Here is a 25,946-nt window from a genome sequence, read left to right on the forward strand (position 1 = left end):
AGGCCCTAGTACGACTTGGGCAGTCCCAGCACCTTCTCGGCGATATAGCACATGATCAGTTGCGGGCTGACCGGGGCGATGCGCGGGATATAGCTTTCGCGCAGCAGGCGCTCGACGTGGTATTCCTTGGCGTAGCCCATGCCGCCCAGCGTCAGCACCGCGGTCTGGCAGGCATTGTGCCCGGCCTCGGCGGCCAGGTACTTGGCGGTGTTGGCGTACGGCCCGCAAGGCTGGCCGGCATCGTACAGCCGCGCGGCCTTGGCCACCATCAGGTCGGCGGCTTCCAGCTGCATCCAGGCCTGCGCCAGCGGGTGCTGGATGCCCTGGTTCTGGCCGATGGCCCGCCCGAATACCGTGCGCTCGCCGGCGTAGCGCACCGCGTGGCGCAGCGCCGCGCGGCCCAGCCCGACGGCTTCGGCGGCGATCAGGATGCGTTCGGGGTTCAGGCCGTGCAGGATGTATTCGAAGCCCCGGCCTTCCTCGCCGATGCGGTCTTGCTCCGGGATGCGCAGGCCGTCGATGAACAGCATGTTCGAGTCCACCGCCTTGCGGCCCATCTTCTCGATCTCGCGCACTTCCACATGGCGGCGGTCCAGGTCGGTGTAGAACAGCGACAGGCCCTCGGTGGGGCGCTTGACCTGCTCGAGCGGCGTGGTGCGCGCCAGCAGCAGCATCTTGTCGGCCACCTGTGCGGTGGAGATCCAGATCTTGCGGCCCTGGACCACGTAGTGATCGCCCTGGCGCCGCGCCAGCGTGCGCAGCCGCGTGGTATCCAGGCCGGCATCGGGCTCGGTCACGGCGAAACAGGCCTTTTGCTCGCCGGCGATCAGCGGCCCCAGCCAGCGCGCCTTCTGCTCATCGGAGCCGAACACCACCACCGGGTTTAGCCCGAAGATGTTCATGTGCACCGCCGAGGCCCCGGCAAAGCCCGCGCCCGAGGCGGCGATGGTCTGCATCATCAGGGCCGCTTCGCCGATGCCCAGCCCCGCGCCGCCCACGGCCTCGGGCATGGCGATGCCCAGCCAGCCGTCGCGCGCCAGGTCGGCGTGCAACTCGTGCGGAAAGCGCCCGTCGCGGTCGCGCTCCAGCCAGTATTCGTCGGGATAGCGCGCGCAGATCTGCGCCACGGCGTCGCGGATGGCGCGTTGTTCTTCGTTCAGTTCGTCGATTTCCAGCATCAGCGTTGTCCGTCCAGGGTGGCTTGCGTGGCCAGCATCGCGTCGATGGCGGCCTGGTCGTAGCCGGCCTCGCGCAGCAGCTGCAGGCTGTGCTCGCCCAGCCGCGGCGCGGGGCGGCGCAAGGCGGTGGGCGTGCCGCTGAAGCGGCCCAGCGGCGCAGGCGTGCGCAGCCTTCCTTCGCTGGGGTGGTCCACCTCGCGGATGAAGCCGGTGGCCTGCATATGCGGGTCGTTGACCAGGTCCTCGATGCCGTAGAGCTTGGAGGCCGGGATGTCGGCCTGCGCCATCAGCGCCAGCCATTGCGCGGTGGTGCGCGTGAGCATGAGCTCGGCCACGTAGGCGTAGACCTCGCCGATGTGGGCCGCGCGCGCCGTATGCGTGGCAAAGCGCGGATCCTGCAGCATCTGCGGCTGGCCGATGGCGGCAAAGAAGCTGCGCCAATGCTTGTCGTTGTAGATCAGCAGGCAGATGTGGCCGTCCTGCGTGGCATAGGGCTTGCGGTGCGGGGCCAGCAGGCGCGCGTAGCCCGTCTCGCCCAGCGGCGGGTCGAAGGTCCAGCCGCCCAGGTGATCGCCCAGCACCATGTGCGCCATGCCCTCGAACATGGGGATCTCCAGGCTCTGGCCCTGGCCGTGCTCGCGCGCATGCAGGATGGCGGCCAGCAGCGCGATCGCCATGTGCAGGCCCACGCTGCGGTCGGCCAGCGTCAGCGGCGCGTAGCGCGGCTGGTCGGCGCCCTGGCGCAAGGCCAGGTCGGCGATGCCGGTCTGGCCCTGGATCAGGTCGTCGTAGGCGGGCCGCCCGGCGTAGGGGCCGGCTTCGGAATAGCCGTAGGCGCCGGCATAGACGATGGCCGGGCGACGCTCGGCGAAGGCCTCGTACGACAGGCCCAGGCGCGCCATGGCGGCCGGGCGGATGTTGTAGAGCACCGCGTCGCAGGACTGGGCCAGCGTCAGGCAGGCCAGCCGCCCCTCGGGCTGCTTGAGATCCAGCACGATGGAGCGCTTGTTGCGGTTCAGGTGCAGGTACAGGTGCCCCATGCCCGGGTTGCGCATGGGGCCCACCGCCCGCATGTTGTCGCCCGCGGGCGGCTCGACCTTGATGACGTCCGCGCCCAGGTCGGCCAGCACCTGCGTGGCGTAGGGGCCCATGACCACGGCGGTCAGGTCCAGGATGCGTATGCCGGCCAGCGGGCCGGCTTGTGCTGCGTGTGCTGCGTGCGTCATTGGGGCTGGATCCCTGCGTCCTTGATGAGCTTGCCCCACAGCGCCAGCTGTTCCTGCACGAAAGCGGCGAACTCCTGCTGCGAGCCGCTGAAGGCGTCAAACCCTTGCTGGGCCAGCCTTTCCTTGGTGGCCGGGTCGTTGACCACCTGGTTGATGGCGGCGTTGAGCTTTTCGACCACCTCGGCCGGCATGCCGGCCGGGCCGAAGAAGCCGTTCCAGGAGTTGATGTCGAAATCCGGCACGCCGGCGTCCTGCATCGAAGGGATGTCGGGCACCACGGCGCTGCGCGCCGCGGTCGATACGGCCAGCGCGCGCAGCTTGCCCGATTGCACGAAAGGCAGGCCCGAGGTCAGGTCGGTGAACATCAGGTCGACCTGGCCGCCGATCAGGTCGGTCAGCGCCTGCGGCGTGCCCTTGTAGGGCACGTGCAGCATTTCGATGCCGGTGCGCTGCGCCAGCGTGGCGCCGGCCACGATGCCGGTGCTGTTGCCGCTGGCATAGCTGAGCTTGCCGGGGTTGGCCTTGGCGTATTCGACCAGATCCTGCACCGACTTGAAAGGCAGGCTGGGATTGACCACCAGGATGAAGGGCAGGTTGCCGCCGCGCGCGATGGGCGTGAAGTCCTTGACCGGGTCGTAGGGCACGTTCTTCATCAGGTAGGGCGCGGCCGAATGCGAGGTATTGGTGGTCACGAACAGCGTATAGCCGTCGGGCTGCGCGCGGGCCACGTAGTTGGCGGCGATGGTGGCATTGGCGCCCGGGCGGTTTTCCACCACGAGCTGCTGGCCGATGATCTTGCCGATCTCGGTGGCGAACAGGCGGCCGGCCGCATCGGTGCCCGAGCCGGCCGGGAAGGGCACGACCAGCGTGACGGGCTTGTCGGGATAGGCGGCGGCCGGCGCGGCGGCCACGGCCAGCGCCAGGCCGGCCAGTGCGCCGGCGAATAGGTGTCCAAGTCGGTGGATGGCGGTCATGGATGTCTCCTTGTTATGGCATTGCGGCTTGCCCGGACGGGCTTAGCGCCGCACGCGGTCGGGGTGCTCTTCGTAGGGCGGGGTGTAGATCACCAGCAGGCGAGCCGGCGTGTCGCTGGTGACGGTAAAGACGTGCGGGACGTCGGGCGGGAAATAACAGCAGTCGCCGGCTTGCATGTCGGCGGCCTCGCCGTCGACTTCGGCACGCGCCGTGCCTTCGAGCAGGTAGCACACCTGCTCGATGCCCGGATGCGAATGCGGCAGGGCGCCGCTGCCTTTTTCGATCGTGCCCAGCAGCACCTCCACGTGGCGCGAACCCACGGTCTGCGGCGAGATCAGCCGGCGGTTCAGCGTGCCGGTGTGGTTGGCGGGGTGGTAGCCGGGCACGTCGGCCTCGCGCACCAGCCATTTGGGTTGGGACATGACAGCTCCTGTATTTTTCTCATATGTGAATTTTGTTTTATAGATAGGAAAGTACAGGCGGGGGCAGGGGGTGTCAATGCAGGGAGTCCCCTAGCTGCAAGGGGCGCGGAACGTGCGCGCACCGCCGCGCCGGGCGGACGGCGCGTTACAGTGCGGGCTGGCGTTTTTCTTTCCGTACCTTGTCATGGCTTCGTCCTTTCCCCCCGAGCAGGTCGCTCCCGTGCCGCGCCGCGCGCTGGTGCTTTTTTCCGGCGGCCAGGATTCCTCCACCTGCCTGGCCTGGGCGCTGTCGCGCTACGAGCACGTCGAAACCGTGGCCTTCGACTACGGCCAGCGCCACCGCATCGAGCTCGATGCCCGGCTGCGCGTGCGCGAGGGCGTGCGGGCGCGGTTCACCCGGTGGTCGGCCCGGCTGGGCGAGGACCACCTGCTGGACCTGGCCGTGCTGGGGCAGGTTTCGGACACGGCGCTGACCCAGGACCGCGCCATCGCCATGCAGGCCAACGGCCTGCCCAATACCTTCGTGCCGGGCCGCAACCTGCTGTTCCTGACGCTGGCCGCCGCGCTGGGCTACCGGCGCGGCCTGGACGTGCTGGTGGGCGGCATGTGCGAGACGGATTTCTCGGGCTACCCCGATTGCCGCGACGACGCCATCAAGGCGCAGCAGGTGGCGCTGGGACTGGGCATGGGCACCCGCGTGCTGATCGAGACGCCGCTGATGTGGCTGGACAAGGCCCAGACCTGGGCCCTGGCCGACAGCCTGGGCGGCGCGGCGCTGGTGGACCTGATCGTGGAGGAAAGCCACACCTGCTACCTGGGCGAGCGCGGCCGGCGCCACGACTGGGGCTACGGCTGCGGCCAGTGCCCGGCCTGCGCGCTGCGGGCGCAGGGGTGGCGGCGCTGGCGCGAGGGGCGGGCCGCGCAATAGCGGCAGGGCTCAGGCCGCCTCTTCGTCGGCGGTTACCAGCACGCCGGCGGCGATGATGTAGTCGGCCGCGCTCTGGATGTCCCCGCGCAGCGCGGCTACCGCGCCCGCGCTGTCGCGCCGGGCCAGTGCGTCGATCAGCATCTGGTGGTGCGCCACCGGCGTGCGCTCGCGGATACGTGCCGAGCCCGAGCGCAGGTCGTAGTTCAGGATAGGCCCGATGCGCAGCCACAGGCTTTCTATCATCTTGAGCAGCATGGGCATGCCTGCGGCCCGGTACAGCGCGAAGTGCAATTCCTTGTTGTTGCCGATCAGCGCCGAGGCGTCGGGCTGGCGCGCGCGCATGGCCTTTTCCAGGGCGGCGTTCCAGCCGCGCAGCGCCGAAACCAGCTCGGGGGTGGCGGCCTCGGCCGCACGCTGGGCCGCCAGGCCTTCGACGTGGATGCGGATCTGGGTGATTTCGCGGAACTGGCTGACGGGCATGCGGGGAACCCGGACGGCGCGGTTGGGCGTGACTTCGAGGGCCTGCTCGGCCACCAGCTGGTAGACCGCCTCGCGTACCGGCATCACGCTCACCCCCAGGGCCAGGGCGGTGCTGCGCAGGGAAATCTGCTCGCCCGGCATGAGGCGGCCGCTGATCAGCAGTTCGCGGATCTGTGCATGCACGTCGGCGCCGAGGGTGGGACGCTTGGGAACGGGGGTAACGAGGTCTGTGAGGGCCATGGGACGACATTATATAGGGTATGCCCTATAACAATATCTGTGATCACAGATACTATACTCGGCCAGGAAAAGGCGGGACAGCCTTCCTACCCAGACCAAAGGAGACGATCGTGACGAGACGCCTTACCCCTATTTCGTCCTCGCGGCGCCAGCTGGTGCTCGGCGCCACCGCGGCTGCAGCGCTGGGCGGCTTGGCGCCGGCCTTCGTGCGCGCGCAGCAGGACGCTTACCGGATCGGACATCTGACGCCGCGCACGGGCTTTCTGGGCCCCATGGGCGAGTACGCGGTGCTGGGCGCCACCCTGGCCGTCGAGGAGGTGAATGCGGCCGGCGGCGTGCTGGGCCGGCCTTTGCAGCTCATGAGCGAGGACAGCGTCAATCCCCATACCGCATCGACCAAGGCGCACCGCATGGTCGAGCGCGACAAGGTGCTGGCCCTGGTCGGCGAGATCAGCTCGGCCTCGGGGCTGGCCATATCGCAGGTGGCCCAGCGCGCCAACAAGCTGTTCCTGCAAACGGGCTGCAATTCCGATGAACTGCGCGGGGCCAACTGCGCCCGTACCATGTTCCACCTGGAGGCGAACAACACCATGTACGTCCGGACGGTGGGCCAGGCGCTGCTGCGCGACGGCATGGTCAAGGGCAAGCGCTGGATGGCTTTTACGGCCGACTACGCCTTCGGGCACGACCTGTTCGCCAAGACGCGCCAGTTCATGGACGAGCACGGCGGGCAATTCCTGTCCAACGACATGGTGCCCACCGATACCACCGAGTTCAGCGCGCTGATCCTGAAGATCCGCCAGCAGCGGCCCGACATCGTCATCAGCAACCTGGCCGGCAACCAGACCACGAACTTCATGAAGCAGTACAACGAGTTCGGCCTGCCCATTCCGCTGGCCGGCGCGGACCTGAACGCGGTAAGCATATGGGGCGCCGGGCGCGATGGTTTCAGCGGGCTGTGGCCCATCATCTGGACCCACCAGGTGCAGGCGCCCTCGGCCAGGCAGTTCACCCAGGCCTTTACCAAGCGTTTCGGCCGCCCGCCCGATAACCAGGGCGTGGCCGATTACCTGGCCATCAAGATCCTGGCGCGCGCCATGAACGAGACCCGGAGCGACGATACGGACAAGCTGGTCGAATACCTGGAAAGCGGCGTGACCTTCGATGTGCTGCGCGAGCGCGAGGGCCATTTCCGCCCATGGGACCACCAGCTGCTGTTCGAGATGTACACGGTCACGCCCAACGAGGACAAGTCGGCGGACAAGTGGGACATCTTCCAGACCAGCTCGCCCGTGCCGGGCAAGGACGAGAGCCTGGAGGCGCTGGCGCCCACGATGCAGGAGAACGCCTGCAAATTCGCCTGAGGGGAGACGGGTTTGAGCATGGAGCTGGTGTTTCTTGCCGAGCAGGTCGCCAACGGCTTGCTGCTGGGTTTCTACTACCTGCTGATCGCGCTGGGGCTGTCGATCATCTTCAGCCTGGGCGGCGTGGTGAACCTGGCGCATGGCGCGTTCTTCGCGCTGGGCGCCTACCTGATGGTGACCCTGACCGGCTGGCTGGGCTATGGCGCCAGCTTCGTGATCTCGCCGCTGCTGGTAGCGCTGGTGGGCATGGTCGTGGAACGCCTGTTCCTGCGGCGTTTCTACCGGGCGGACCCGGTGCTCAGCCTGTTGTTCACCTTCGGGCTGGCAATGGTCATCGAACAGGGGCTGCGCATGGTGTTCGGCGCCTCGCCGCTGCAATTCAGCATCCCGCCGTTCGCGCGCGGGATGGTGACGGTGGGCGAGTTCATGTATCCCATCTATCGGCTGGGCATGCTGGCCGTGGCCGCCGCGGCCCTGGCGGCCACCTGGTGGCTGCTGCATCGTACCGCGTTCGGCAAGGTGGTGCGCGCGGGCATCAACGATCCGGACATGGTCCGGGCCCTGGGCATTTCCCTGGCGCCGGTGCTCACGGCCGTTTGCGGCCTGGGCATCGGGCTGGCGGGTCTGGCCGGCGCGCTGCTTTCGCCGGTCACCGGCGTGCATCCCGCGATGGGCCATGAGATCCTGACGGCCGCCTTCGTGGTGGTGGTCATCGGCGGGCTGGGCAGCTTCTGGGGCGTGGTCCTGGCTGCACTGCTGGTCGGGGTGATCCGGGGCCTGACGGCCTACTTCTATCCGCCCGCCACCGAAGCGTCGCTGTACCTGCTGATGCTGGCGGTGTTGCTGCTGCGTCCGCGCGGCCTGATGGGCGAACGCATGGAAAGGTTGGAGTAGCGCATGGCAAAACAGGAAATGAAGACCCTGCTGGCCCTGGCAGTCGGGTTGGCGCTGCTGCCGCCCGTGCTGCTGGCCGGCGGCCTGACCTACACCTCTGCCACCGACTGCGTGCTGCTGGCCATGGTGGGGCTGGGCTTGAACGTGCTGCTTGGCCAGACCGGCTTGGTCTCGTTCGGCCACGGCGCCTGGTACGGCATCGGCGCCTATGCGGTCGCCATCCTGCAGCTGCGCTATTTTCCCGATTCGGTGGTCTGGCCAGTGCTGGGCGCGTTGCTCATCGTCCTGCTGGCCGCGTTGGCGATCGGCGCACTGGTGCTGCGCCGGCGCGGCGTTTACTTCTCGCTGCTGACCCTGGCTTTTTCGGCCCTGTGCTTTACGGTGGCGTTTCGCTGGACCAGCCTCACGGGCGGGGAGAACGGGCTGGGCGGGATCACCCGCCCGGATTGGCTGGGCCTGCCGCTGGATGACAGCCGGGTGTTCTATGCGGTGGTGGCGGTGCTCGCCTTCCTGGTCGCCGCGTTATTGCTGCGCCTGAGCCTGTCGCCATTCGGCAAGGTGCTGGTGGCGATCCGCGAGAACGAGGTACGCACGCGCTTTCTGGGCTACCCGGTGCGTGCGTACAAGCTGCTGGCCTTCGTGATCTCGGCGGGTGTCACGGGCCTGGCCGGCGGCCTGTCGGTGCTCAGCCACCGGATCGCTTCGGCCGAGAGCCTGTCTGTGCCGTTCTCTGGCGAATTGCTGGCCATCGTGCTGATCGGCGGCATGCGCAGCTTTACCGGCCCGATCCTGGGCGCCCTGTTCTTCGTGCTGTTCCGCGAATACCTGTCCATGGTGACGGAGAACTGGCTGCTGTACTTCGGGCTGGTGTTCATCCTGTTCATTCTCTTTAGCCCCGCCGGCCTGGCCGGCATCGGCCAGCGCGTCTGGCGCATGCTGCGGCCCGAAGCCACGCGCGCGGCGGCGATGGCCGCACGCAGCACGCCGCCCACGGTGGGCGCCTTGCCCGGCTTCCTGCAGGACGGGGCACAGGCTCCGATGCTGACCGTGCGCGGGGTCTCCAAGCGGTTCGGCGGCGTGGCGGCGGTCAGCGAGGTGGATACCGCCATCGCCGGCCAGGGCGTGCATGCGCTGATCGGCCCGAACGGCGCGGGCAAGACCTCGTTCTTTAATCTGCTGTCGGGGATGTTCGCGCCCGACGCCGGGCGCATCGCCTTGGGCGAGCGGGAGTTGGCCGGCGCCTCCCCGGATCGCATCTGCGCGGCGGGGGTCGCGCGCTCGTTCCAGATTACCAATCTGTTCAAGGGCCTGAGCGTGCGCGAGAACCTGATGCTCTCGGTGATGGCGCGCGACTCGGCGCGCTATGCGATCTTGCGGCGCGCCGACGCGCTGGCCGGCACGCAGGCCCAGACCGATGAGCTGGTGCGCTTCCTGGGCGTGGACGGCATGGAGCAGGCGATCGCCGAAGACCTCTCCTATGGCGGGCAGCGGCTGGTGGACATGGGGCTGGCGCTGGGTTCGGCGCCGCGCCTGTTGCTGCTGGACGAGCCGCTGGCGGGCCTGGCCGCGGCCGAGCGCGACCGCATCGGCAAGCTGATCCGCACGCTGGGCGACAGGCTGGGGGTGCTGCTGGTCGAGCACGACGTCGACCGGGTCTTCGCCTTGTCGGACCGCATCACCGTGATGAACCAGGGCAAGGTGCTGATCGAGGGCGACTCGGCCGCGGTGCAGGGCGATGCCCGGGTACGCGAGATCTACATCGGCTCGGGCAGCGAGGCGTTGGCCGCCAAGGTGCAGCCGGCCCAGGTGTCCGGACAGGTCGAGCTGCAGGTGGAGGGGCTGCAAGCCTACTACGGCAAGAGCCACATTCTTTCGGACATCGGCTTTCGCATTCATCGCGGCGAGATACTGGCCGTGCTCGGGCGCAATGGCGCGGGCAAGTCCACGCTGCTCAAAAGCCTGATCGGCATGGCCCGCCTGGGCGAAGGCGAAGTGCGCATCGCCGGCCAGGCGGTGCGTTCGCCCGTGCCCGAGGCCATGGCGCGGCTGGGCATTGCCTTCGTGCCGCAGGGGCGGCGGCTGTTCCCGGGCCTGACCGTGCGCGACAACCTGATGCTGGGCCGGCTGCGCCGCGGCGGCCCCGGCGCCTGGGACGACGAACGCATCTTTGCCATCTTTCCTCGCTTGCGCGAGCGCTATCACGTCAATGCCGAGCTGCTGTCGGGCGGCGAGCAGCAGATGGTGGCGATTGCCCGGGCCCTGGCCGGGCAAGTCAAGGTGCTGCTGCTGGACGAACCCTTCGAGGGGCTGTCCCCGGCCATGACCGAGGAGGTGTTCAACGCGATCCTGCGCCTGAAGGGGCAGGTGACGATCCTGATCGTGGACCATAACCTGGACCTGACCCTGGCCCTGTCCGATACCGCGCTGGTGCTCGATCGCGGCCGGGTTTCGCATCACGGTCCGGCGCTGCCGCTGTTGCGGGATCTGGCGTTGCGACGCGAAAAATTGTGGGTCTAGGAGATTGCCGCATGTTCACCAATACCGCTTTGCAGGGGCGCCGCGCCCTGATCACCGCCGGGGCCAGCGGCATCGGCCTGGAGATTGCCCGAGCCTATGCCGGGGCCGGCGCCAGGGTGCTGATCTGCGATATCGACGGGCAGGCGCTGGAGGCCGCCGCCAGCCAGTTGCCGGGATCGGCATGGACGATCGCCGACGTTTCGGACGAGTCTTCGGTGGCCGCCTTGTTCGAGCAGGCCGATGCCCGGCTCGGCGGCCTGGATATCCTGGTCAACAACGCAGGGGTGGCGGGGCCGACCGGCCCGGTCGAGACTTTGTCGTTGGCTGACTGGCAGCGTACGCTGGACGTGAACATCACCGGCCAATTCCTGTGCGCGCGCCAAGCCGTGCCGCGCCTGCGCAAAGGCCGCAATCCTTGCATCCTGAACCTGTCCTCGGCCGCCGGGCACCTCGGCTTTCCTGGGCGTTCGCCGTACTCGGCCTCCAAGTGGGCGGTAGTGGGCTTTACCAAGTCGCTGGCCATCGAGCTGGGCGCCGACGGCATCCGCGTCAACGCCATCCTGCCCGGTGCGGTCGATGGACCACGCATCCGCGCGGTGATCGCCGCCAAGGCGCAGTCCAGCGGCAAGCCGCTGGAGGAAGTTGCGCGCGCCTATGAAAGCCAGGCCGCCCTGGGGCGCATGGTTACCGCGGCCGATATCGCCAATATGGCACTGTTCGCCGCCAGCGACGCCGCCCTGAACGTGTCGGGCCAGGAACTGGTGGTCGACGGCCATACCCAGAAATTGAGCTGAGCACGCCATGGATCACGATAGCGGCCGCACCGTCTTTGCCGTCGTGGGCACCGGCCTGATCGGCCAGGCCTGGAGCATCGTGTTTGCACGTGCCGGCCATCGCGTGCAGCTGTGGGACGGCGATGCGCGGGCCCTGTCGCAGGCCCGCGCCTTGATCGAAGGCCAGGTCGCCGACCTGTACGCCCATGGCCTGGCCGACGAACCGGCTGCGCTGCTGGCGCGGCTGGACTACTGCGCCAGCCTGGAGCAGGCCTTGCAGGGCGCGGGGTACGTGCAGGAGAACCTGCCCGAGCGCCGCGATGTCAAGGAAGATATCTTCACCCGGCTGGACGCGCTGGCCGCGCCGGACACGGTGTTGGCCAGCTCCACTTCCAGCATCCCCGCCTCGGCGTTCACAGGCGGGTTGGCGGGACGGTCGCGCTGCCTGGTCGCCCACCCTGTCAATCCCCCCTACCTGGTGCCGGTGGTGGAGCTGTGCGGCGCGCCGTGGACGGCCGCTGCGGCGCTGGAGCGGGCGGCCGCGCTGATGCGGCGCGTGGGCCAGACGCCAGTGCATGTGCACCGCGAACTGCAGGGCTTCGTGCTGAACCGGCTGCAAGGCGCGCTGCTGCGCGAGGCCTTCCGGCTGGTCGAGCAGGGCTATGTGGACCCGGATGGCCTGGACGCCACGATCCGCGAAGGCCTGGGCTTGCGCTGGGCCTTCATGGGCCCGTTCGAGACCATAGACCTCAATGCACCGGGCGGGCTGGTCGATTATTGCGCCCGCTATGGCGGGTTGTACCGAGACATCGTCGCCGAGCAGGCCGATGAGCGGCCCTGGGCCGAAGCCCTGGTGGCTCGCCTGGAGCAGGCCCGGCGCGATCTGATCCCCGCCCAGGCGCTGCCGGCGCGCCGGCGCTGGCGCGACTTGCGCCTGATGCGGCTGGCCGCGCTCAAGCAGGCGCTGGCCCGCCAGGACCCAGATACTTCCGGAGACTGAAACATGGCCGAATCCCGCAAAGTCATCATCACCTGCGCGCCGACCGGCGCCATCCATACCCCCAGCATGTCGCCCTACCTGCCGGTGACGGCCGAGCAGATCGCCGAGGCGGCCATCGCCGCCGCCCAGGCAGGCGCGGCGGTGCTCCACCTGCATGCGCGCGACCCGGCCGACGGCAAGCCTTCGCAGGATCCCGAACTGTTCAAGCCCTTCCTGGCGCGCATCAAGGCGGCCACCGACGCGGTGGTCAACATCACCACCGGCGGCAGCCCGCACATGACGGTGCAAGAGCGAATGCGGCCGGCCATGACGTTCAAGCCCGAGCTGGCCTCGCTGAACATGGGCTCGATGAATTTCGGACTGTTCCCCATGCTGCGCCGTTTCACACGCTTCGAGCATGACTGGGAGCGCCAACACCTGGAGAACAGCCGCGACCTGGTCTTCAAGAACACCTACAAGGACATCGAGACCATCCTGGCACGCGGCAGCGAGAACGGCACGCGCTTCGAGTTCGAGTGCTACGACATCAGCCACCTGTACAACCTGGCGCATTTCCTGGAGCGCGGGCTGGTCCGGGGGCCGCTGTTCATCCAGTCCGTATTCGGTATCCTGGGCGGCATCGGGCCGCATCCCGAAGATCTCATGCACATGCGCCGCACCGCCGACCGCCTGTTCGGCGACCAGTACCAATGGTCCATCCTGGGCGCCGGCCGCAACCAGCTGCCGCTGGCGACCATCGGCGCGGCCATGGGCTCGCACGTGCGCGTGGGCCTGGAGGATTCGCTGTGGCTCGGACCGGGCAAGCTGGCCGAGTCCAGCGCGGCGCAGGTGCAGCGTATCCGCACCGTCCTGCAGGCGCTGGACTTCGAGGTCGCCACGCCCCAGGAAGCGCGCGCCCTGCTCGGCCTGAAGGGCGCAGACCAGGTGGATTTCTGAAGGAGCCGGCGTGTTCGACCTCAAGGGACAGCTCGCGCTGGTGACCGGTTCGACGCGCGGCATCGGCCTGGCCTGCGCCCGCGCGCTGGGCAGGCATGGCGCGCGGGTGCTGCTCAACGGGCGCGATGCGCGACAGGCCGAGCGCGCCGCGGCCGCCTTGCGCCAGGAGGGCGTCCAGGCCATGCCGGCGGCCTTCGACGTGGCCGATACGCAGGCGGCCGGACAGGCGCTGCGGGCGCTGCAGGCTCGCCACGGCGGCATCGACATCCTGTTTGCCAACGCCGCCATCCAGCATCGCCAGCCCCTGCTGGCGTTCGACCTGGCGGACTTCCAGCGTGTGGTCCATGCCGACCTGACCGCACAATGGTCGCTGGCGCGCGAGGCAGCCGCTGGCATGAGCGCGCGCGGCCATGGCCGTATCGTGTTCGCCGGTTCGATCACCGCCTTGCTGGGGCGCCGGCATGTGACGGCCTATACGGCGGCCAAGGGCGCCTTGCATGCGCTGGTGCGGCAATGGTCGGCCGAGCTGGCCGGCCATGGGGTTACCGTCAATGCGCTGGCGCCCGGCTATGTGCGCACCGAGCTGACACAGGCGCTGCAGGATGACGAGCATTTCGACGTGTGGCTGCGCGAGCGCACGCCCGCCGGCCGCTGGGGGGCTGCCGAAGATGTCGCGGCGGCGCTGGTCTTCCTGGCTTCGCGCGAGGCCGGTTTCGTCACGGGGCAGATCCTGGCGATCGATGGCGGCCTGTCGGCCACCATGTGAGGCGCCGCCGCGGCGCCCGCACGGCTTGCGCCGGCGGACGCCGCTCGCCTCGTCACGCCGGTTGCGGCGCTACCTGCACGGTCTGGGGCGATTGCGCCCACGCCCCTTCCATCTCCCGCCTGAACCGCACGGCCAGGGCGTCTTCGTCGAACTCCACGTCCTGCCAGCGCACCGGCTGGCTGGCGGGTACGTCGGCGCGCAGCTTGACCTTGTGGGCCAGGCCCAGCGGCAGGTAGCCGCCGGCCACCGAGTCGCGCGCCGGCATCAGGCGCCCGTATACCGTGTGGCCGCCTTCGCCGTCGAGCATCTCGCCGGCGCGCAGCGCGCGCTTGGCGGTGGCCACCACGTCGCCGTGCCAGTCCAGCGGCGAGCCGGTGGGTTCGCCGCGCAGCCCGGCGCTGGCCACGCTGATGCCCAGCTCCAGGCCGATCAGGTGATAGGGTTTGTACAGCGCCGTGTAGTTGCCGCCCGGGTCGGTGACCAGGCCGTACTCCTTGAAGCAGCGCTGCACGTAGTCGCTGTCGGCCGCGAAGGTCACGTATACGCCCCAGCGCAGGTCGCGGTAGACCGGCCGGCCGTCGCGTTCGAGCGATGAGATGACCTCGACCTGGCCGCGATGGTGCAGCATGCCGCCTTCGGCGCGCGGGCGCAGTACGCGGGCCAGGTCGTCCACGCCGCAGGGCGGGAACTCCAGCCCGTGCGGCGCGGGCAGCAGGCCGGTGGCGTTGGCCACCGCAGCCATTTCGATGGCGCTCTTGGTGCCGTCCAGGAAGCTGTTGAACATCTGCGCGTTGAAGTCGCCGGCGGCCACCATCTCGGGCGTGAAGCCGTAGTAGGGCCACACGGTGTCGGGCGTGGAGGCGTGGTATTCGGGCAGGTACTTGGTGCCCTTGCCGGCGGCCACCACCTCGAAGCCGGCCGCGCGCGCCCAGTCGACCATCTCGCAGATCAGCGCGGGCTGGTCGCCGTAGGCCAGCGAATAGACGATGCCGGCCCGGCTCGCGCGGCGCGCCAGCAGCGGGCCGGCCAGCGCGTCGGCCTCGACGTTGACCATGACGATGTGCTTGCCGTGCTCGCAGCAGGCCAGCACGTGGGCGATGCCGGCCGCCGGGCTGCCGGTGGCGTCGATGACGATGTCGATCTGCCCGGCGGCGATCATCGCCGGCGCGTCGTCGGTGATGCATACCGTGCCGCGCCGCTCGGCGTCCTCGAACGAGGCGGCCCGCAGCTGTTCGTCTTCCCAGCCGACCTTGCGCAGCGCGGCGCGCGCCCGGTCGGGAGCCAGGTCGGCCACGGCCACCAGCCGCACGCCAGGGGTGCGGCGCACCTGGCTCAGGTACATGGAGCCGAACTTGCCCGCGCCGATCAGGCCCACGCGCAGGGGCTGGCCTTGCGCTTCGCGTTGCTGCAGCAATCTGTGCAGGTTCATCAGGCCACCTCCGCCAGCGGCGCTTCGGATGTCTGCGCGGCCGATTCCGGCGTGCCCTGCGCCCAGGGCAGGGCCACCGGATAGGGGCGTACCAGGCAATCGTCGGGCAGGCACTCGATGGGCGTGAAGTCGCGGTGGGCGATCCATTCCGGGCGCTTGAAGCGGCGGATGTGGTTGGAGACCGCGCACAGGCTCAGGTAGACGCTCACGCGCGGCCAGGGGCTCAGGTTGCTGCCCGAGGCGTGCACCAGGCAGGAATGGAACAGCATCATCGAGCCGGCCGGCCCGGTGGGCGTGACGATGCCGCCGTTGCGCCCGCCGGCCTTCTCGACCAGGGTGCGGATGTTCTCGTTGTTGATGGTCCACAGCGGATAGCTGGTGGTGGTGGTGTCGTGGCCGGCCTGCAGCACGCCCAGCTTGTGGCTGCCAGGGATGAACATCAGCGGGCCGTTGTACTGGTCCACGTCGTCCAGGAAGATCGCCACGTTCATGGCGCGCGGGCTGGGCATCAGGTCGTCGTTGAGCCAGGTGCCGTAGTCCTGGTGCCATTGCCAGACGTCGCCGTCGAAGGCGTTCTTGCCGTTGATCTTGAACTGGTGCATGTACAGCTTCTCGCCGAACAGCTGCTCGACCGGCTTGACCATGCGCGGATGGCGCGCCAGGCGGGCGAAGGGTTCGCTGTACAGGTGGGCGGCGAAATTGGTGCGCACCGCGCCGCTGTGTTTCTCGCGCACGTTCTCGGGGCGGTGCTGCGCGTACAGGCGGGGCACCTCGTCGGTGAGCGACTTGATTTCCTCGCGGGTGAACTGGCCGGGAAAGAACAGGTAGCCGTCCCGGTCGAACTGCTCGAGCTGCTGGGGGGTCAGTTGCATGGCGTGTCTCCTGAAGCGGGTGGACGCCGGCTGCTTGCCGGTCTGGTTGGCGGCGCGGCGGTGTCCGATCCGCCGCGCCGGTCGCATAGCGGCGGGCCGCGGCCCGCCGCTGGACAAAGGCTGTCAGGCCGTGGCGGCCTCGTGCCCGTGCGCGCCCAGGGCCCGGGCCAGGCGCGGCAGCAGGCCCTGCCCGGCGCGCACCGCATGCTCGCGCGAGAGCGCGGCGGCGCGCTGCGCCTGCCCGGCATTGATGGCTGCCACGATGTCGCGGTGTTCGTCCCACAGTCCGGCGCGCAGCGCGTGGGTCTGCAGCACGGCGCCCATGACGCGCTCCAGGTGCCGCCATTGCGGCGCCATGACGCGCGTGATCAGCGGGTTGCCGCTGGCCTGGTAGATGGCGTGGTGCAGATGGGTGTCGGCCTGGATGAGCGCGGCCATCCTGCCCTGGGCAAGCGCGGCCGTGCCGCGCGCCAGCAGTTCGCCGGACAGCGGCGGGGCCTGGCCGGCGGCCACGCGTTCGGCCGCGCGCCGGGCGGCCAGCGTGTCGATCTCGGCCCGCAGTTCGTAGAAGTGGCTGACCAGCTCCGGGTCCAGCGGCGCGACCCGCAGGGTGCCGCGGCCGTCGCCGCGCACCGCCAGGCCGTCGCGTTCGAGCTGCGCCAGGCCTTGCAGCACGGGCTGGCGCGAGATGCCGAACTGCGCGGCCAGGTCTTCCTGGGCCAGCCGCTCGCCCGGCTGCAGCTGGCCGGCCACGATGGCGTCGCGCAGCTGCGCGTAGACGTGTTCGGCCAGGTCGGGGGTGCTGCGCGGCGGCTTGAGCATGCTGGGCTCCTTTTCTGTATTCAGAATACAGAACCCGGCCGGGATGTCAAGCGCCGTGCGTCAATAGCGCCCGCTCAGCAGCGCGCCGGCCTCCGGCACGCGTGTATCCAGTTCCAGCGCCTTGAGCATGCGGTAGACGGTGGCGATGGCCGCCGTGACCACCGGCAGGCCCAGCCGGTCCTGCACCTGCTGCACCGAGGCCAGCGAAGGCATCTGCACGCAGGCCGACAGCACCACTGCGTCCACGCCCCGGGTATCCAGGCGCTCGACGTGGGTGGCCGGAGCCAGAGGATCCTGGCTGCCCACCTCCAGGTTGTCGGCGATCTCCAGCGACAGGCTGTCGTGCACCGCGATGCCTTCGTGCTCGATATAGTCCACCACGCGCCGGGTCAGGGGCTTCATATAGGGAGTGAGGATTGCCACCTTGCGCGCGCCCAGGGCATGCAGGCCCTCGACCAGCGCCCCGGCGCTGGAGACCACCGGGGCGGGCGCGCCGTTGGCTACGGTGGCCTGGTGCAGCCGCTCCTGCGAGACGCGGTGATAGCCCAAGCCCTGGCTCATGATCGCCACCAGGCAGGCGTAGCCCAGCACGTCCACGCGGGCATCGGACAGTTCCAGCGCGCAGCGGTCCGATTCGCGGTCCATGCTGGCCAGCTCCTCGGCCGTCACCTGCTTCATGCGCATGCGGCTGGAATGGAAGGTGAAGCGTTCGGGCGCGATGGTCTCGCGCGCCCGGAACAGCGCCGGGATCTCCGTCTCCATGGTGGTGTTGGAGCTGGGCACGATCTGGCCGATGCGCAAGGTGCGGGCGGTTTGAGTCATAGTGATGCCTTTTCTCAGGATGCATTCGCCGAAACGGCTGCGATGCGAGCGGGGACGCCGCGGAGCCGGCTTTGCCGGTCCGCCAGCGTCGCCCCCTTGAGGGGGAAGCGCGTAGCGCTTCGGGGGTGGGATCAATCAATACTGATGTTGGCGGCCTGGATGGTCTTGCCCCAGTAGGCCAGTTCGGTGCGCACGCGCTCGGCCAGGGCTTGCGGGCCTTCGAAGCGGGCCTCGATGCCGGCTGCGCGGGCGCGCTCGACGGTCTCGGGGCTGGTCAGGGCCTGCTCCAGGCTGCTGGCCAGCTTCTCGATCACCGGCGCGGGCGTGCCGGCCGGGGCGAACAGCGCCACCCAGGCTTCGAGCTGATAGTCGCCCAGGCCGGCCTCGGCCACGGTGGGCACGTCCGGCAGCATGGGATGGCGCTGCGCGCTGGTGACGGCCAGGCCCTTGAGCTTGCCGGTGCGCACGTGGCCCATCACCGAGGGCGGGGTGGTGATGAACACCTGCACGTTGCCGCCCAGCACGTCCTGGATGGCCGCGCCCGAGCCGCGATAAGGCACGTGCAGCATCTTGGTGCCGGTCTGCTGCGTGAAGATCTCGGTGCCGATATGCGAGAGCGAGCCCACCCCTTGCGAGGCATAGCTGTAGTGGCCGGGCTTTTGCTTGAGCTCGGCGATGAAGCCCTGCAGGTCGTCGGCCGGCACCGAAGGGTGCACGGCGATGACGTTGCTGGAGATGCTGACCAGGCCCACGGGTTCGAAATCCTTGACCGGATCCCAGCGCAGGTTCTTGGTCAGGTTGGGATTGCCCACGTGGTAGGCCGAGTACGACACCAGCAGGGTATGGCCGTCGGGCTGCGCGCGCGCCACGCCCTGGTAGGCGATGTTGCCGCTGCCGCCGTCCTTGTTCTCGACCACCACGGGCGAGCCCAGCACCTTGGCCAGCGGATCGGCGGCCAGCCGGGCGGAGGTGTCCACCAGCCCCCCGGGCGGATTGGGCACGATCAGCGAAATCGGGCGGCTGGGGAAGTCGGCGGCGGCGGCGGCCTGGGCGGCGCAGGCGAGCAGGGCGGTAAACGCGAGTCTGAGCATGGAAGGTCTCCGTTCGAATCGTTGTTGTTACATATCTATCGCATTTCAGCGACGGTATTCTGGCTCAAGCCTACCAATACTTTCCAATATTGTTTTTGTCTTGTTTGATATCTTGCACATATCATTGCGGCCATGGAGATCCGACACCTGCGTTATTTCGCGGTCCTGGCCGAAGAGCTGAACTTCACCCGGGCCGCCGAGCGGCTGCACATGTCGCAGCCGCCGCTGAGCATGCAGATCGCCCAGCTCGAGCGCGAGCTGGGCGTCAAGCTGTTCGTGCGGGGCAACCGCAGGGTGGCGCTGACCGAGGCGGGCCAGGCCTTCCTGAGCGACGTGCGCACCGTGCTGGCGCGCGTCAAGGACGCCACCGCCCGCGTGCGCGCGGTCGACGCGGGGCAGGCCGGCCGCGTCGAGGTGGGCTTGTCCGGCTCGCATTTCCTGGGGCCGGTGCCGCACCTGATCGCGCACTACACGCGCACGCATCCGCAGGTCTCCATCCTGCTCAACGAAATGAACCCGGCCAGCCAGATCGATGCGCTGCGCGAGCGGCGCATCGACGTCAGCATCTCGCGCACCGCCGTGGACGACCAGGACTTGTGCTCCATTCCCATCTGGCCCGATCCGCTGGTGGCCGCGCTGCCGGCGCGCCACCGGCTGGCCTCGCGCCGGCGCCTGGCGTTGGCGGAACTGGCCGAGGAGCCCTTCGTGATGCTGCGGCTGGACACCTCGGCCTTCGCCGGGCGGCTGTACGAACTGTGCCTGCGGGCCGGGGTGCGCCCGCGCGTGGTGCAGACGGTGGCCGAGATCCCCGCCCAGCTGGCGCTGGTGGGCGCGGGCCTGGGCGTGGCGCTGGTGCCGGTTTCCACCGTGGCGCACTTCGCCGGCAGCGTGGCGGCCTGCCGGCTGCCGGCGGCCGTGTCGGGGGGCGGCGTGCACGCCGTGACCCGGCGCAATGCGCGCCAGCGGGTGGTCGAGGCGTTCGTGCAGGCGGCCGCGCGCTGGCAGGCCCAGCCCGCCGCGCCCGACCCGGCCGCTATGGGCCCGGCGCCTGCCGCGCCTGCGCCAGAGCCTGCCTGCCGGCCTCGGTAAGGCAGGCCGTCCAGCCGCCGGGCGTGTCCCGCACGGCGACCCAGCCCGGACCCGGCATCCCGCCCTGTGGACTATCGCCCAGCGGATTGCCGCCCAGCGGATCCTCGCCCAGCGGCGCCAGCAGGCGCATCAGGGTGCTGGCGCGCACGCCCAGGCGCTTGGCCAGGCGCGGCAGCGAGGCGCCTTGCGGGTACTCGGCCAGCACGGCCAGCAGCTGCGCGGCCTCAGGCAGGGACATCGGCGCCGGCCGGCTCGGTTTCGCCCCGGGTGGCCGGGACTTCGGCCGAGCCCGCGCCGGCGCCGTGGGGCACCAGGATCACCGGGATGGACTTGGACGTGGGCGTGCGCGCCTGGTCGGCATAGCTGTCCAGCGGCACCAGCGGGTTGGTCTCGGGGTAGTAGCCGGCCAGGCAGCCGCGCGGGATGTCGTAGGCGACCAGGCGAAAGCGCTCGGCGCGGCGCTGTCCGTCCGCGCCGAGCAGGTCCACCCATTGGCCGTCGCGCAGGCCCAGTTCGGCCAGGTCCTGCGCATGGGCGAAGACCACGCGGCGCTGCCCGTAGACGCCGCGGTAGCGGTCGTTCAGGCCATAGACCGTGGTGTTGTACTGGTCGTGCGAGCGCACGGTGCTCAGGTTGAAGACGCGTTGGCCGCTGTGGCGGCGCGCCTGGTGGATGGGCAGGTCGCGCGGCACGCCGGCGGCCAGGAACTGCGCCTTGCCGCTGGGAGTCTGCCAGATGCGCTCGGAGGCCGTGTTGCGCAGGCGAAAGCCGCCGGGCACGGCGATCTTTTCGTTGAAGCCGGCGAAGTCGTCGAAGACCTTTTCGATCAGCTCGCGGATGCGGGCATAGTCCTGGACCAGCCAGAGCCAGGGCACCGGGCTGTCGGGCAGCGTGGCCGCGGCAAGGCGCGCCACGATGGCCGGCTCGGACAGCAGCTGGGGCGAGGCGGGCGGGTTGATGCCGGCCGAAATGTGCACCATGCTCATGGAGTCCTCGACGGTGACGCCTTGCGGGCCGCCCTCCTGCATGTCGATCTCGGTGCGGCCCAGGCAAGGCAGGATCAGGGCCTGGCGCCCGTGCACCAGATGGCTGCGGTTGAGCTTGGTGGCCACGTGCACGGTCAGCTCGCAGTTGCGCAGCGCCTGCCAGGTGGCGCCGGTGTCGGGCGCGGCCATGGCGAAATTGCCGCCCATGGCGAAGAACACCTTGGCGCGTCCGTCGTGCATGGCCTCGATGGCGCCGATGGTGTCGTAGCCTTCGCGGCGCGGCATCGGCACCCCGAACACCTGCTCCATGCGGTCCAGGAAGGCGGGCGCGGGCTTTTCGTAGATGCCCATGGTGCGGTCGCCCTGCACGTTGCTGTGGCCGCGCACGGGGCAGGCGCCCGCCCCGGGCCGGCCGATGTTGCCGCGCAGCAGCAGCAGGTTGACGATCATGCGGATGGTGGCCACCGAGTGCTTGTGCTGGGTGATGCCCATGCCCCAGCAGGCGATCACGCGCCCGGCCTGCAGGTAGATGTCGCCGGCGCGGCGCAGCTGCGCCTGGCTCAGGCCGGACTCGGCCTCGATGGTCTCCCAGTCCTCCTGCAGGATGCCGGCGGCGAAGGCGTCAAAGCCGGTGGTGTGCTCGGCGATGAAGGCCGTGTCGATCAGGCGCGCGCGGCCGGCGGCCAGCGCCTGCGCATCGCGCTCGAGCACGTGCTTGATGATGCCGATCAGCGCGGCCAGGTCGCCGCCCGTGCTGACCTGGAAGTAGTCCGAGCTGATGCGCGTGGCGCCCAGGCTGAGCATCTCGACCGGGCTTTGCGGGTCGGCGAAGCGTTCCAGCCCGCGCTCCTTGAGCGGATTGAAGGCCACGATGGCCGCGCCGCGCCGGGCGGCCTGGCGCAACTCGCCCAGCATGCGCGGATGGTTGGTGCCGGGGTTCTGGCCGAAGATGAAGATCGCGTCGGCCTGCTCGAAGTCCTCCAGCGTCACCGTGCCCTTGCCCACGCCCAGGCTTTGCTTCATGCCGGTGCCGCTGGGCTCGTGGCACATGTTCGAGCAGTCGGGGAAGTTGTTGGTGCCGTAGTGGCGCACGAACAGCTGGTACAGGAAAGCCGCCTCGTTGCTGGTGCGGCCCGAGGTATAGAAGATGGCCTGGTCCGGGTCGGGCAGGGCTCGCAGCTGGCGTGCGATCAGCGCGAAGGCCTGGTCCCACTCGATGGGCAGGTAGCGGTCGCTGGACGGGTCGTAGGCCAGCGGATGGGTCAGGCGGCCTTGCGCTTCCAGCTCGTGGTCGGTGCGCGCCCAGAGCTCGCGCACGGTATGGGCGGCGAAGAACTCGGGCGTGGCGCGCGCGCGCGTGGCCTCGGCCGCCACGGCCTTGACGCCGTTCTCGCAGAACTCGAAGGTGGAGGCGTGCTCGCGGTCGGGCCAGGCGCAGCCGGGGCAGTCAAAGCCGTCGGGCTGGTTGGCCGAGAGCAGGGTGCGCGCGCCCTTGAACGGAATGTGTTGCTGCAACAGTTGCTGGGCCACGCTTTTGAGCGCGCCCCAGCCGCCGGCGGGACGGTCGTAGAACTGGATTTTTTGCTGGGACATGAGGGCAGGGGGCCGGGGCTTTTATGTTTTTATGGGCATATATAAGCCGGGCTAGGTTTGTTGTGTTTCCCTAATTTAGCACCGGCCTCGGTCCGCTCTCAATGTGCAAATAAAAACCTATTTATCAGGCGCCGGGGCCTATCCGGCGCAGTGCCGCCGCCAGTTCCAGCGTAAACGCCGCCAGCGTGTCGCGCTGGGCCTTGGGGTCGCCCCTGCCGTCCAGGGCATCGGCCTGGGTTTCGAGCATGCGGCCCAGGACCGCGGTGCGGCATACCAGGCGCAGGGTGCGCTGCTGCGGGGTATACACCTGCACGCAGTTCAGCGGGCCGCTGTCCCGGTTGCCCAGGCTGAGCTGCTCGATCTCCTTGTCCTGCTGTCCCTTGTAGTAGTCGATGACCTTGGTGACGCCCACCGCCGGGCTTTCCGTGCCGTCGGGCAGCGTCACGATCTTGCCGCGCGAGCGCACCGCCTGGATCCGGGCGAGCGCGGCGGTTTTGTCGTCTTTCTGGTAGCGCGCCCGCACCAGCTGCTTGCCGGGATCGCTGTGCCGGCTCTTGAGCGCGAATCCGCCCGCCGAATCGGGCAGGCGGCCCACGATGTCGTTGCTGCGCACGCCGCCGATCAAGTCCTCGTCGGCAGCCTGCGCACCGGCGGCCGGCCGGGCCGCGAGCGCCAGGGCGGCCGCCAAGGCCGCGGCCAGGATCCAGGCCAAGGGGGCCGGCCGGCCGCCGGCGGGGGCGATGCGGGGATAGTGCATGCGGGGCTCCTGCGTAAACCTAGGTGCAGGCACTCATACCACGCAGGCATGACGCCGCCGGCCGCAGACCGTTTCAGGCTGTTAGCCGGGCGGCCCGTCGCGGCCGGCTGCTAGCAATGCCATGCATTTCGTTGCATATGGATGCGAAAGGGCGCGGCGCCGGCGGCGCGGCTAGGCCAGGGGCAGTTCGAGGGTTCCTTGGCCCAGCGCGGCGGCCTCGTGCCGCAGCAGCCAGGCCTTGCGGTGCAGGCCGGCGGCAAAGCCGGTCAGCCTGCCGTCGGCGCCGATCACGCGATGGCAGGGCACCACCAGCGCAATGGGATTGGCGCCGTTGGCCAGCCCCACGGCCCGGCTGCCGTTGCGGCAACCGAGCTCGTGCGCCAGGTCGCCATAGGCGCGCGTGCGCCCTGGCGGGATGCGGCGCAGCGCGGCCCATACCTGGCGCTGGAAAGGGGTGCCGGCGGTGGCGATCCGCACATCGTCGAAGGCGCGCATGTCGCCCTCGAAATAGGCCTGCAGCCGCGGCGCCAGCGGCCCGCCGTCCTCGCGGCCCTCGATGCGCCAGGCGCCGTAGTGGCGGTCCAGCAACCGGTGCATGCGCGCCTCGTATTCGTGGAATTCGAGCGCGCGCAGGCAGCCGGCGCTGTCGTGCAGGGTCAGGATGGGCCCCAGCGGCGATGCGAACAGGCCCAGCCGCAGGGACAAGATGGAGGTCTTGGCGTCGGACATGCGCACATGGTAGCGTCTTGGCGGGGTCGGGCGAGCGGTCCGGCGACAAGACACAGGAGAAGCCCATGCCGAAGTTCCGAACGACGATCAACGTGCCCGTGTTCGCCACCTCGGCCATCCTGATATTGCTGATCGTGGTGTTCTCCATCGCGGCGCCGGGTCCCTCGCAGCGCGTCATCAACGCCACGCAGCAGTGGATCCTGGCCAACGCCAGCTGGTTCTACATCCTGACGGTGGCGCTGATCCTGCTGGCGGTGGTCATCATGGCGTTGACGCGCTACGGCGACATCAAGCTCGGGCCCGATCACAGCGTGCCCGACTACCGCACCCATACCTGGTTCGCCATGCTGTTCTCGGCGGGCATGGGCATCGGCATCATGTTCTTCGGCGTGGCCGAGCCCATCATGCACTTCATGGAGCCGCCGGTGGGCGAGCCGGAAACGGTGGCGGCGGCCAAGCAAGCCATGATGATCACCTTCTTCCACTGGGGCCTGCACGCCTGGGCGCTGTATGCCGTCGTGGCGCTGATCCTGGCCTATTTCGCCTACCGGCACAACCTGCCGCTGACCCTGCGCTCGGCGCTCTATCCCATGATCGGCGAACGCATCCACGGCCCCATCGGCCATGCCGTGGACATCTTCGCCATCATCGGCACGGTGCTGGGCGTGGCGACCTCGCTGGGCCTGGGCGTGGCGCAGATCAACAGCGGCCTGAGCCACCTGTTCGGGCTGGAGAACAGCGTCGGCATGCAGATCATCCTGATCGTGGCCACCTGCCTGCTGGCCACGCTGTCGGTGGCCAGCGGGCTGGACCGGGGCATCCGCATCCTGTCCGAAACCAACCTGGTGCTGGCGGTGCTGCTGCTGCTGTTCGTGCTGGTGGGCGGTCCCACGGTGTTCCTGCTGCAGGCCTACGTGCAGAACATCGGCGCCTATCTGTCGGACATCGTCAGCAAGACCTTCAACCTCTATGCCTACGAACCCACCGACTGGATCGGCGGCTGGACGCTGTTCTACTGGGGCTGGTGGCTGGCCTGGTCGCCGTTCGTGGGCATGTTCATCGCGCGCATCTCGCGCGGGCGCACCATCCGCGAATTCGTCGCCGGCGTGCTGCTCATGCCCACCGGCTTTACCCTGCTGTGGATGACGGTATTCGGCGATACCGCCATCCACATGGTGCTGTTCGACGGCATGCGCGAGCTGGCCGAGGCGGTGCAGGCCGACACGGCGCTGGCGCTGTTCGCCTTCCTGGAATACCTGCCCGGCGCGACCATCATCTCCATGATCGCCGTGATGATGGTGGTGGTGTTCTTCGTCACCTCGGCCGATTCGGGCGCGCTGGTGGTCGACCTGCTGGCCTCGGGAGGCAAGAGCCAGTCGCCGGTGTGGCAGCGCGTCTTCTGGTCGCTGCTGATCGGCGCGGTGGCCATCGCGCTGCTGCTGGCCGACGGCCTGACGGCCTTGCAGACGGCCACCATCGCCAGCGCGCTGCCTTTTGCCATCGTGCTGCTGGTGGCGGTGTACGGCCTGTTCAAGGCCCTGCGCCTGGATGCGGCCAAGCGCGACATCCGCTACCAGGCGCTCAGCCTGTCGCGGCCCGCGCCGCGCGGCGACAGCGCCTGGCAGGGCCGGCTGCGCAACATGGTGATGATGCCGCGCCGCGCCCACGTCGAGCGCTATATCGGCGAGACCGTCAAGGCCGCCTGCGAGGCGGTGGCCGAAGAACTGCGCAAGCAGGGCTTCGGCGTGAAGGTCGAGATGCCCCAGCAGGACCGCGTTTCGCTGGAAGTCTCGCATGGCGAGCACCAGGATTTTCTCTACGAGGTCCGCGCGCGGGCCTACGTGCGCCCGGCGCTGACCCTGCTGGACACCGAGGGCGAGTCCGAGGAGCGCAAGTACTTCCGCGCCGAAGTCCACCTGCGTGAAGGCGGCCAGGACTACGACATCATGGGCTGGACCCGCGACGACGTGATCGGCGACATCCTCGACCAGTACGAGCGCCATCGCCACTACCTGCACCGGGTGCGCTAGGGATTTCACAAAAATTCCATGCGCGGG

General features: G+C 69.2%; 24 protein-coding genes. 10 read left to right on the plus strand and 14 right to left on the minus strand.

The window, feature by feature from the left end:
- Nucleotides 1-5 precede the first annotated feature (5 nt).
- The 4 genes from V8Z80_RS09050 to V8Z80_RS09065 are packed head-to-tail and all read right to left on the minus strand — an operon-like array spanning nt 6 to nt 3,801.
- Nucleotides 6-1,178 carry an acyl-CoA dehydrogenase family protein gene (locus tag V8Z80_RS09050; protein ID WP_155193969.1) on the minus strand — a complete coding sequence of 391 codons (1,173 nt, stop codon included), beginning with the start codon at nt 1,176-1,178 and terminating at the stop codon, nt 6-8.
- A complete protein-coding gene (locus V8Z80_RS09055) occupies nt 1,178-2,404 on the minus strand; it encodes a CaiB/BaiF CoA transferase family protein (RefSeq protein WP_336061783.1) in 1,227 nt (408 codons plus the stop codon). The genes V8Z80_RS09050 and V8Z80_RS09055 overlap by 1 nt, the downstream gene beginning before the upstream one ends.
- The gene (locus tag V8Z80_RS09060) at nt 2,401-3,378 is read right to left on the minus strand and encodes a Bug family tripartite tricarboxylate transporter substrate binding protein (protein WP_336061784.1); all 978 of its coding nucleotides are present in this window, start codon (nt 3,376-3,378) and stop codon (nt 2,401-2,403) included. Before V8Z80_RS09060 ends, V8Z80_RS09055 begins: the two co-directional genes overlap by 4 nt.
- A 42-nt stretch (nt 3,379-3,420) precedes the next feature.
- Nucleotides 3,421-3,801 (minus strand): cupin domain-containing protein, encoded by a 381-nt coding sequence (locus V8Z80_RS09065; RefSeq protein WP_155193975.1) that lies wholly within the window; start codon nt 3,799-3,801, stop codon nt 3,421-3,423.
- A 184-nt stretch (nt 3,802-3,985) separates the two neighbouring features.
- On the opposite strand from V8Z80_RS09065, the gene queC reads away from it, so the two are divergent.
- Nucleotides 3,986-4,729: a 7-cyano-7-deazaguanine synthase QueC gene (queC, locus tag V8Z80_RS09070; RefSeq protein ID WP_336061785.1), complete on the plus strand. Its 744-nt coding sequence runs from the start codon at nt 3,986-3,988 to the stop codon at nt 4,727-4,729.
- 9 nt (nt 4,730-4,738) lie between these two features.
- Here the strand turns inward: queC and V8Z80_RS09075 are convergent, their stop codons facing one another.
- A complete protein-coding gene (locus V8Z80_RS09075) occupies nt 4,739-5,449 on the minus strand; it encodes a GntR family transcriptional regulator (RefSeq protein ID WP_336061786.1) in 711 nt (236 codons plus the stop codon).
- A 110-nt stretch (nt 5,450-5,559) separates the two neighbouring features.
- Between V8Z80_RS09075 and V8Z80_RS09080 the strand changes: the two genes are divergently transcribed.
- From V8Z80_RS09080 to V8Z80_RS09110, 7 genes are read left to right on the plus strand one after another with little or no spacing between them, the layout of a single operon-like run.
- A complete protein-coding gene (locus V8Z80_RS09080; RefSeq protein ID WP_336061787.1) occupies nt 5,560-6,813 on the plus strand; it encodes an ABC transporter substrate-binding protein in 1,254 nt (417 codons plus the stop codon).
- 18 nt (nt 6,814-6,831) lie between these two features.
- Nucleotides 6,832-7,707 (plus strand): branched-chain amino acid ABC transporter permease, encoded by an 876-nt coding sequence (locus V8Z80_RS09085; RefSeq protein ID WP_336061840.1) that lies wholly within the window; start codon nt 6,832-6,834, stop codon nt 7,705-7,707.
- 3 nt (nt 7,708-7,710) lie between these two features.
- Nucleotides 7,711-10,224 (plus strand): branched-chain amino acid ABC transporter ATP-binding protein/permease, encoded by a 2,514-nt coding sequence (locus tag V8Z80_RS09090; protein WP_336061788.1) that lies wholly within the window; start codon nt 7,711-7,713, stop codon nt 10,222-10,224.
- A gap of 11 nt (nt 10,225-10,235) precedes the next feature.
- Nucleotides 10,236-11,018 carry an SDR family oxidoreductase gene (locus V8Z80_RS09095; RefSeq protein WP_336061789.1) on the plus strand — a complete coding sequence of 261 codons (783 nt, stop codon included), beginning with the start codon at nt 10,236-10,238 and terminating at the stop codon, nt 11,016-11,018.
- A 7-nt stretch (nt 11,019-11,025) separates the two neighbouring features.
- Complete coding sequence (locus tag V8Z80_RS09100) at nt 11,026-11,997, plus strand: 3-hydroxyacyl-CoA dehydrogenase (RefSeq protein WP_336061790.1); 972 nt, start codon at nt 11,026-11,028, stop codon at nt 11,995-11,997.
- A 3-nt stretch (nt 11,998-12,000) separates the two neighbouring features.
- The gene (locus V8Z80_RS09105; RefSeq protein ID WP_336061791.1) at nt 12,001-12,933 is read left to right on the plus strand and encodes a 3-keto-5-aminohexanoate cleavage protein; all 933 of its coding nucleotides are present in this window, start codon (nt 12,001-12,003) and stop codon (nt 12,931-12,933) included.
- 10 nt (nt 12,934-12,943) lie between these two features.
- Complete coding sequence (locus V8Z80_RS09110; RefSeq protein WP_336061792.1) at nt 12,944-13,699, plus strand: SDR family NAD(P)-dependent oxidoreductase; 756 nt, start codon at nt 12,944-12,946, stop codon at nt 13,697-13,699.
- Nucleotides 13,700-13,751: 52 nt separating this feature from the next.
- On the opposite strand, the gene V8Z80_RS09115 is transcribed toward V8Z80_RS09110, so the two are convergent.
- The 5 genes from V8Z80_RS09115 to V8Z80_RS09135 form a co-directional block, all read right to left on the minus strand.
- Entirely contained in the window at nt 13,752-15,128 is a 1,377-nt protein-coding gene (locus V8Z80_RS09115) for an NAD(P)H-dependent oxidoreductase (RefSeq protein ID WP_336061793.1), read from the minus strand.
- Complete coding sequence (locus tag V8Z80_RS09120; RefSeq protein WP_155193981.1) at nt 15,128-16,000, minus strand: phytanoyl-CoA dioxygenase family protein; 873 nt, start codon at nt 15,998-16,000, stop codon at nt 15,128-15,130. The genes V8Z80_RS09115 and V8Z80_RS09120 overlap by 1 nt, the downstream gene beginning before the upstream one ends.
- Nucleotides 16,001-16,123: 123 nt before the next feature.
- The gene (locus tag V8Z80_RS09125) at nt 16,124-16,822 is read right to left on the minus strand and encodes a GntR family transcriptional regulator (protein ID WP_336061794.1); all 699 of its coding nucleotides are present in this window, start codon (nt 16,820-16,822) and stop codon (nt 16,124-16,126) included.
- 60 nt (nt 16,823-16,882) lie between these two features.
- Nucleotides 16,883-17,644 (minus strand): maleate cis-trans isomerase family protein, encoded by a 762-nt coding sequence (locus V8Z80_RS09130; protein WP_155193985.1) that lies wholly within the window; start codon nt 17,642-17,644, stop codon nt 16,883-16,885.
- Between the two features lie 131 nt (nt 17,645-17,775).
- Nucleotides 17,776-18,735: a Bug family tripartite tricarboxylate transporter substrate binding protein gene (locus V8Z80_RS09135; RefSeq protein ID WP_336061795.1), complete on the minus strand. Its 960-nt coding sequence runs from the start codon at nt 18,733-18,735 to the stop codon at nt 17,776-17,778.
- A gap of 132 nt (nt 18,736-18,867) precedes the next feature.
- Between V8Z80_RS09135 and V8Z80_RS09140 the strand changes: the two genes are divergently transcribed.
- Nucleotides 18,868-19,824 carry a LysR substrate-binding domain-containing protein gene (locus tag V8Z80_RS09140; RefSeq protein ID WP_155193989.1) on the plus strand — a complete coding sequence of 319 codons (957 nt, stop codon included), beginning with the start codon at nt 18,868-18,870 and terminating at the stop codon, nt 19,822-19,824.
- Here V8Z80_RS09140 and V8Z80_RS09145 read toward each other — a convergent pair.
- The 4 genes from V8Z80_RS09145 to V8Z80_RS09160 form a co-directional block, all read right to left on the minus strand.
- Nucleotides 19,769-20,062 (minus strand): helix-turn-helix domain-containing protein, encoded by a 294-nt coding sequence (locus tag V8Z80_RS09145; protein ID WP_336061796.1) that lies wholly within the window; start codon nt 20,060-20,062, stop codon nt 19,769-19,771. The two genes, V8Z80_RS09140 and V8Z80_RS09145, sit on opposite strands and share 56 nt — an antisense overlap.
- Complete coding sequence (locus V8Z80_RS09150) at nt 20,049-22,403, minus strand: FdhF/YdeP family oxidoreductase (RefSeq protein WP_336061797.1); 2,355 nt, start codon at nt 22,401-22,403, stop codon at nt 20,049-20,051. The genes V8Z80_RS09145 and V8Z80_RS09150 overlap by 14 nt, the downstream gene beginning before the upstream one ends.
- A gap of 124 nt (nt 22,404-22,527) precedes the next feature.
- Nucleotides 22,528-23,160 (minus strand): hypothetical protein, encoded by a 633-nt coding sequence (locus V8Z80_RS09155; RefSeq protein WP_336061798.1) that lies wholly within the window; start codon nt 23,158-23,160, stop codon nt 22,528-22,530.
- Nucleotides 23,161-23,331: 171 nt separating this feature from the next.
- Nucleotides 23,332-23,889, minus strand: coding sequence for a methylated-DNA--[protein]-cysteine S-methyltransferase (locus V8Z80_RS09160; protein WP_155193996.1), 558 nt, complete (start codon nt 23,887-23,889; stop codon nt 23,332-23,334).
- A 65-nt stretch (nt 23,890-23,954) separates the two neighbouring features.
- Here V8Z80_RS09160 and betT point away from each other — a divergent pair, with 65 nt between their 5' ends.
- Nucleotides 23,955-25,919: a choline BCCT transporter BetT gene (gene betT / locus V8Z80_RS09165; protein WP_336061799.1), complete on the plus strand. Its 1,965-nt coding sequence runs from the start codon at nt 23,955-23,957 to the stop codon at nt 25,917-25,919.
- Nucleotides 25,920-25,946: the final 27 nt, after the last annotated feature.

The organism is Orrella sp. JC864 (assembly GCF_037026685.1).
Lineage (GTDB): Bacteria > Pseudomonadota > Gammaproteobacteria > Burkholderiales > Burkholderiaceae_B > Orrella.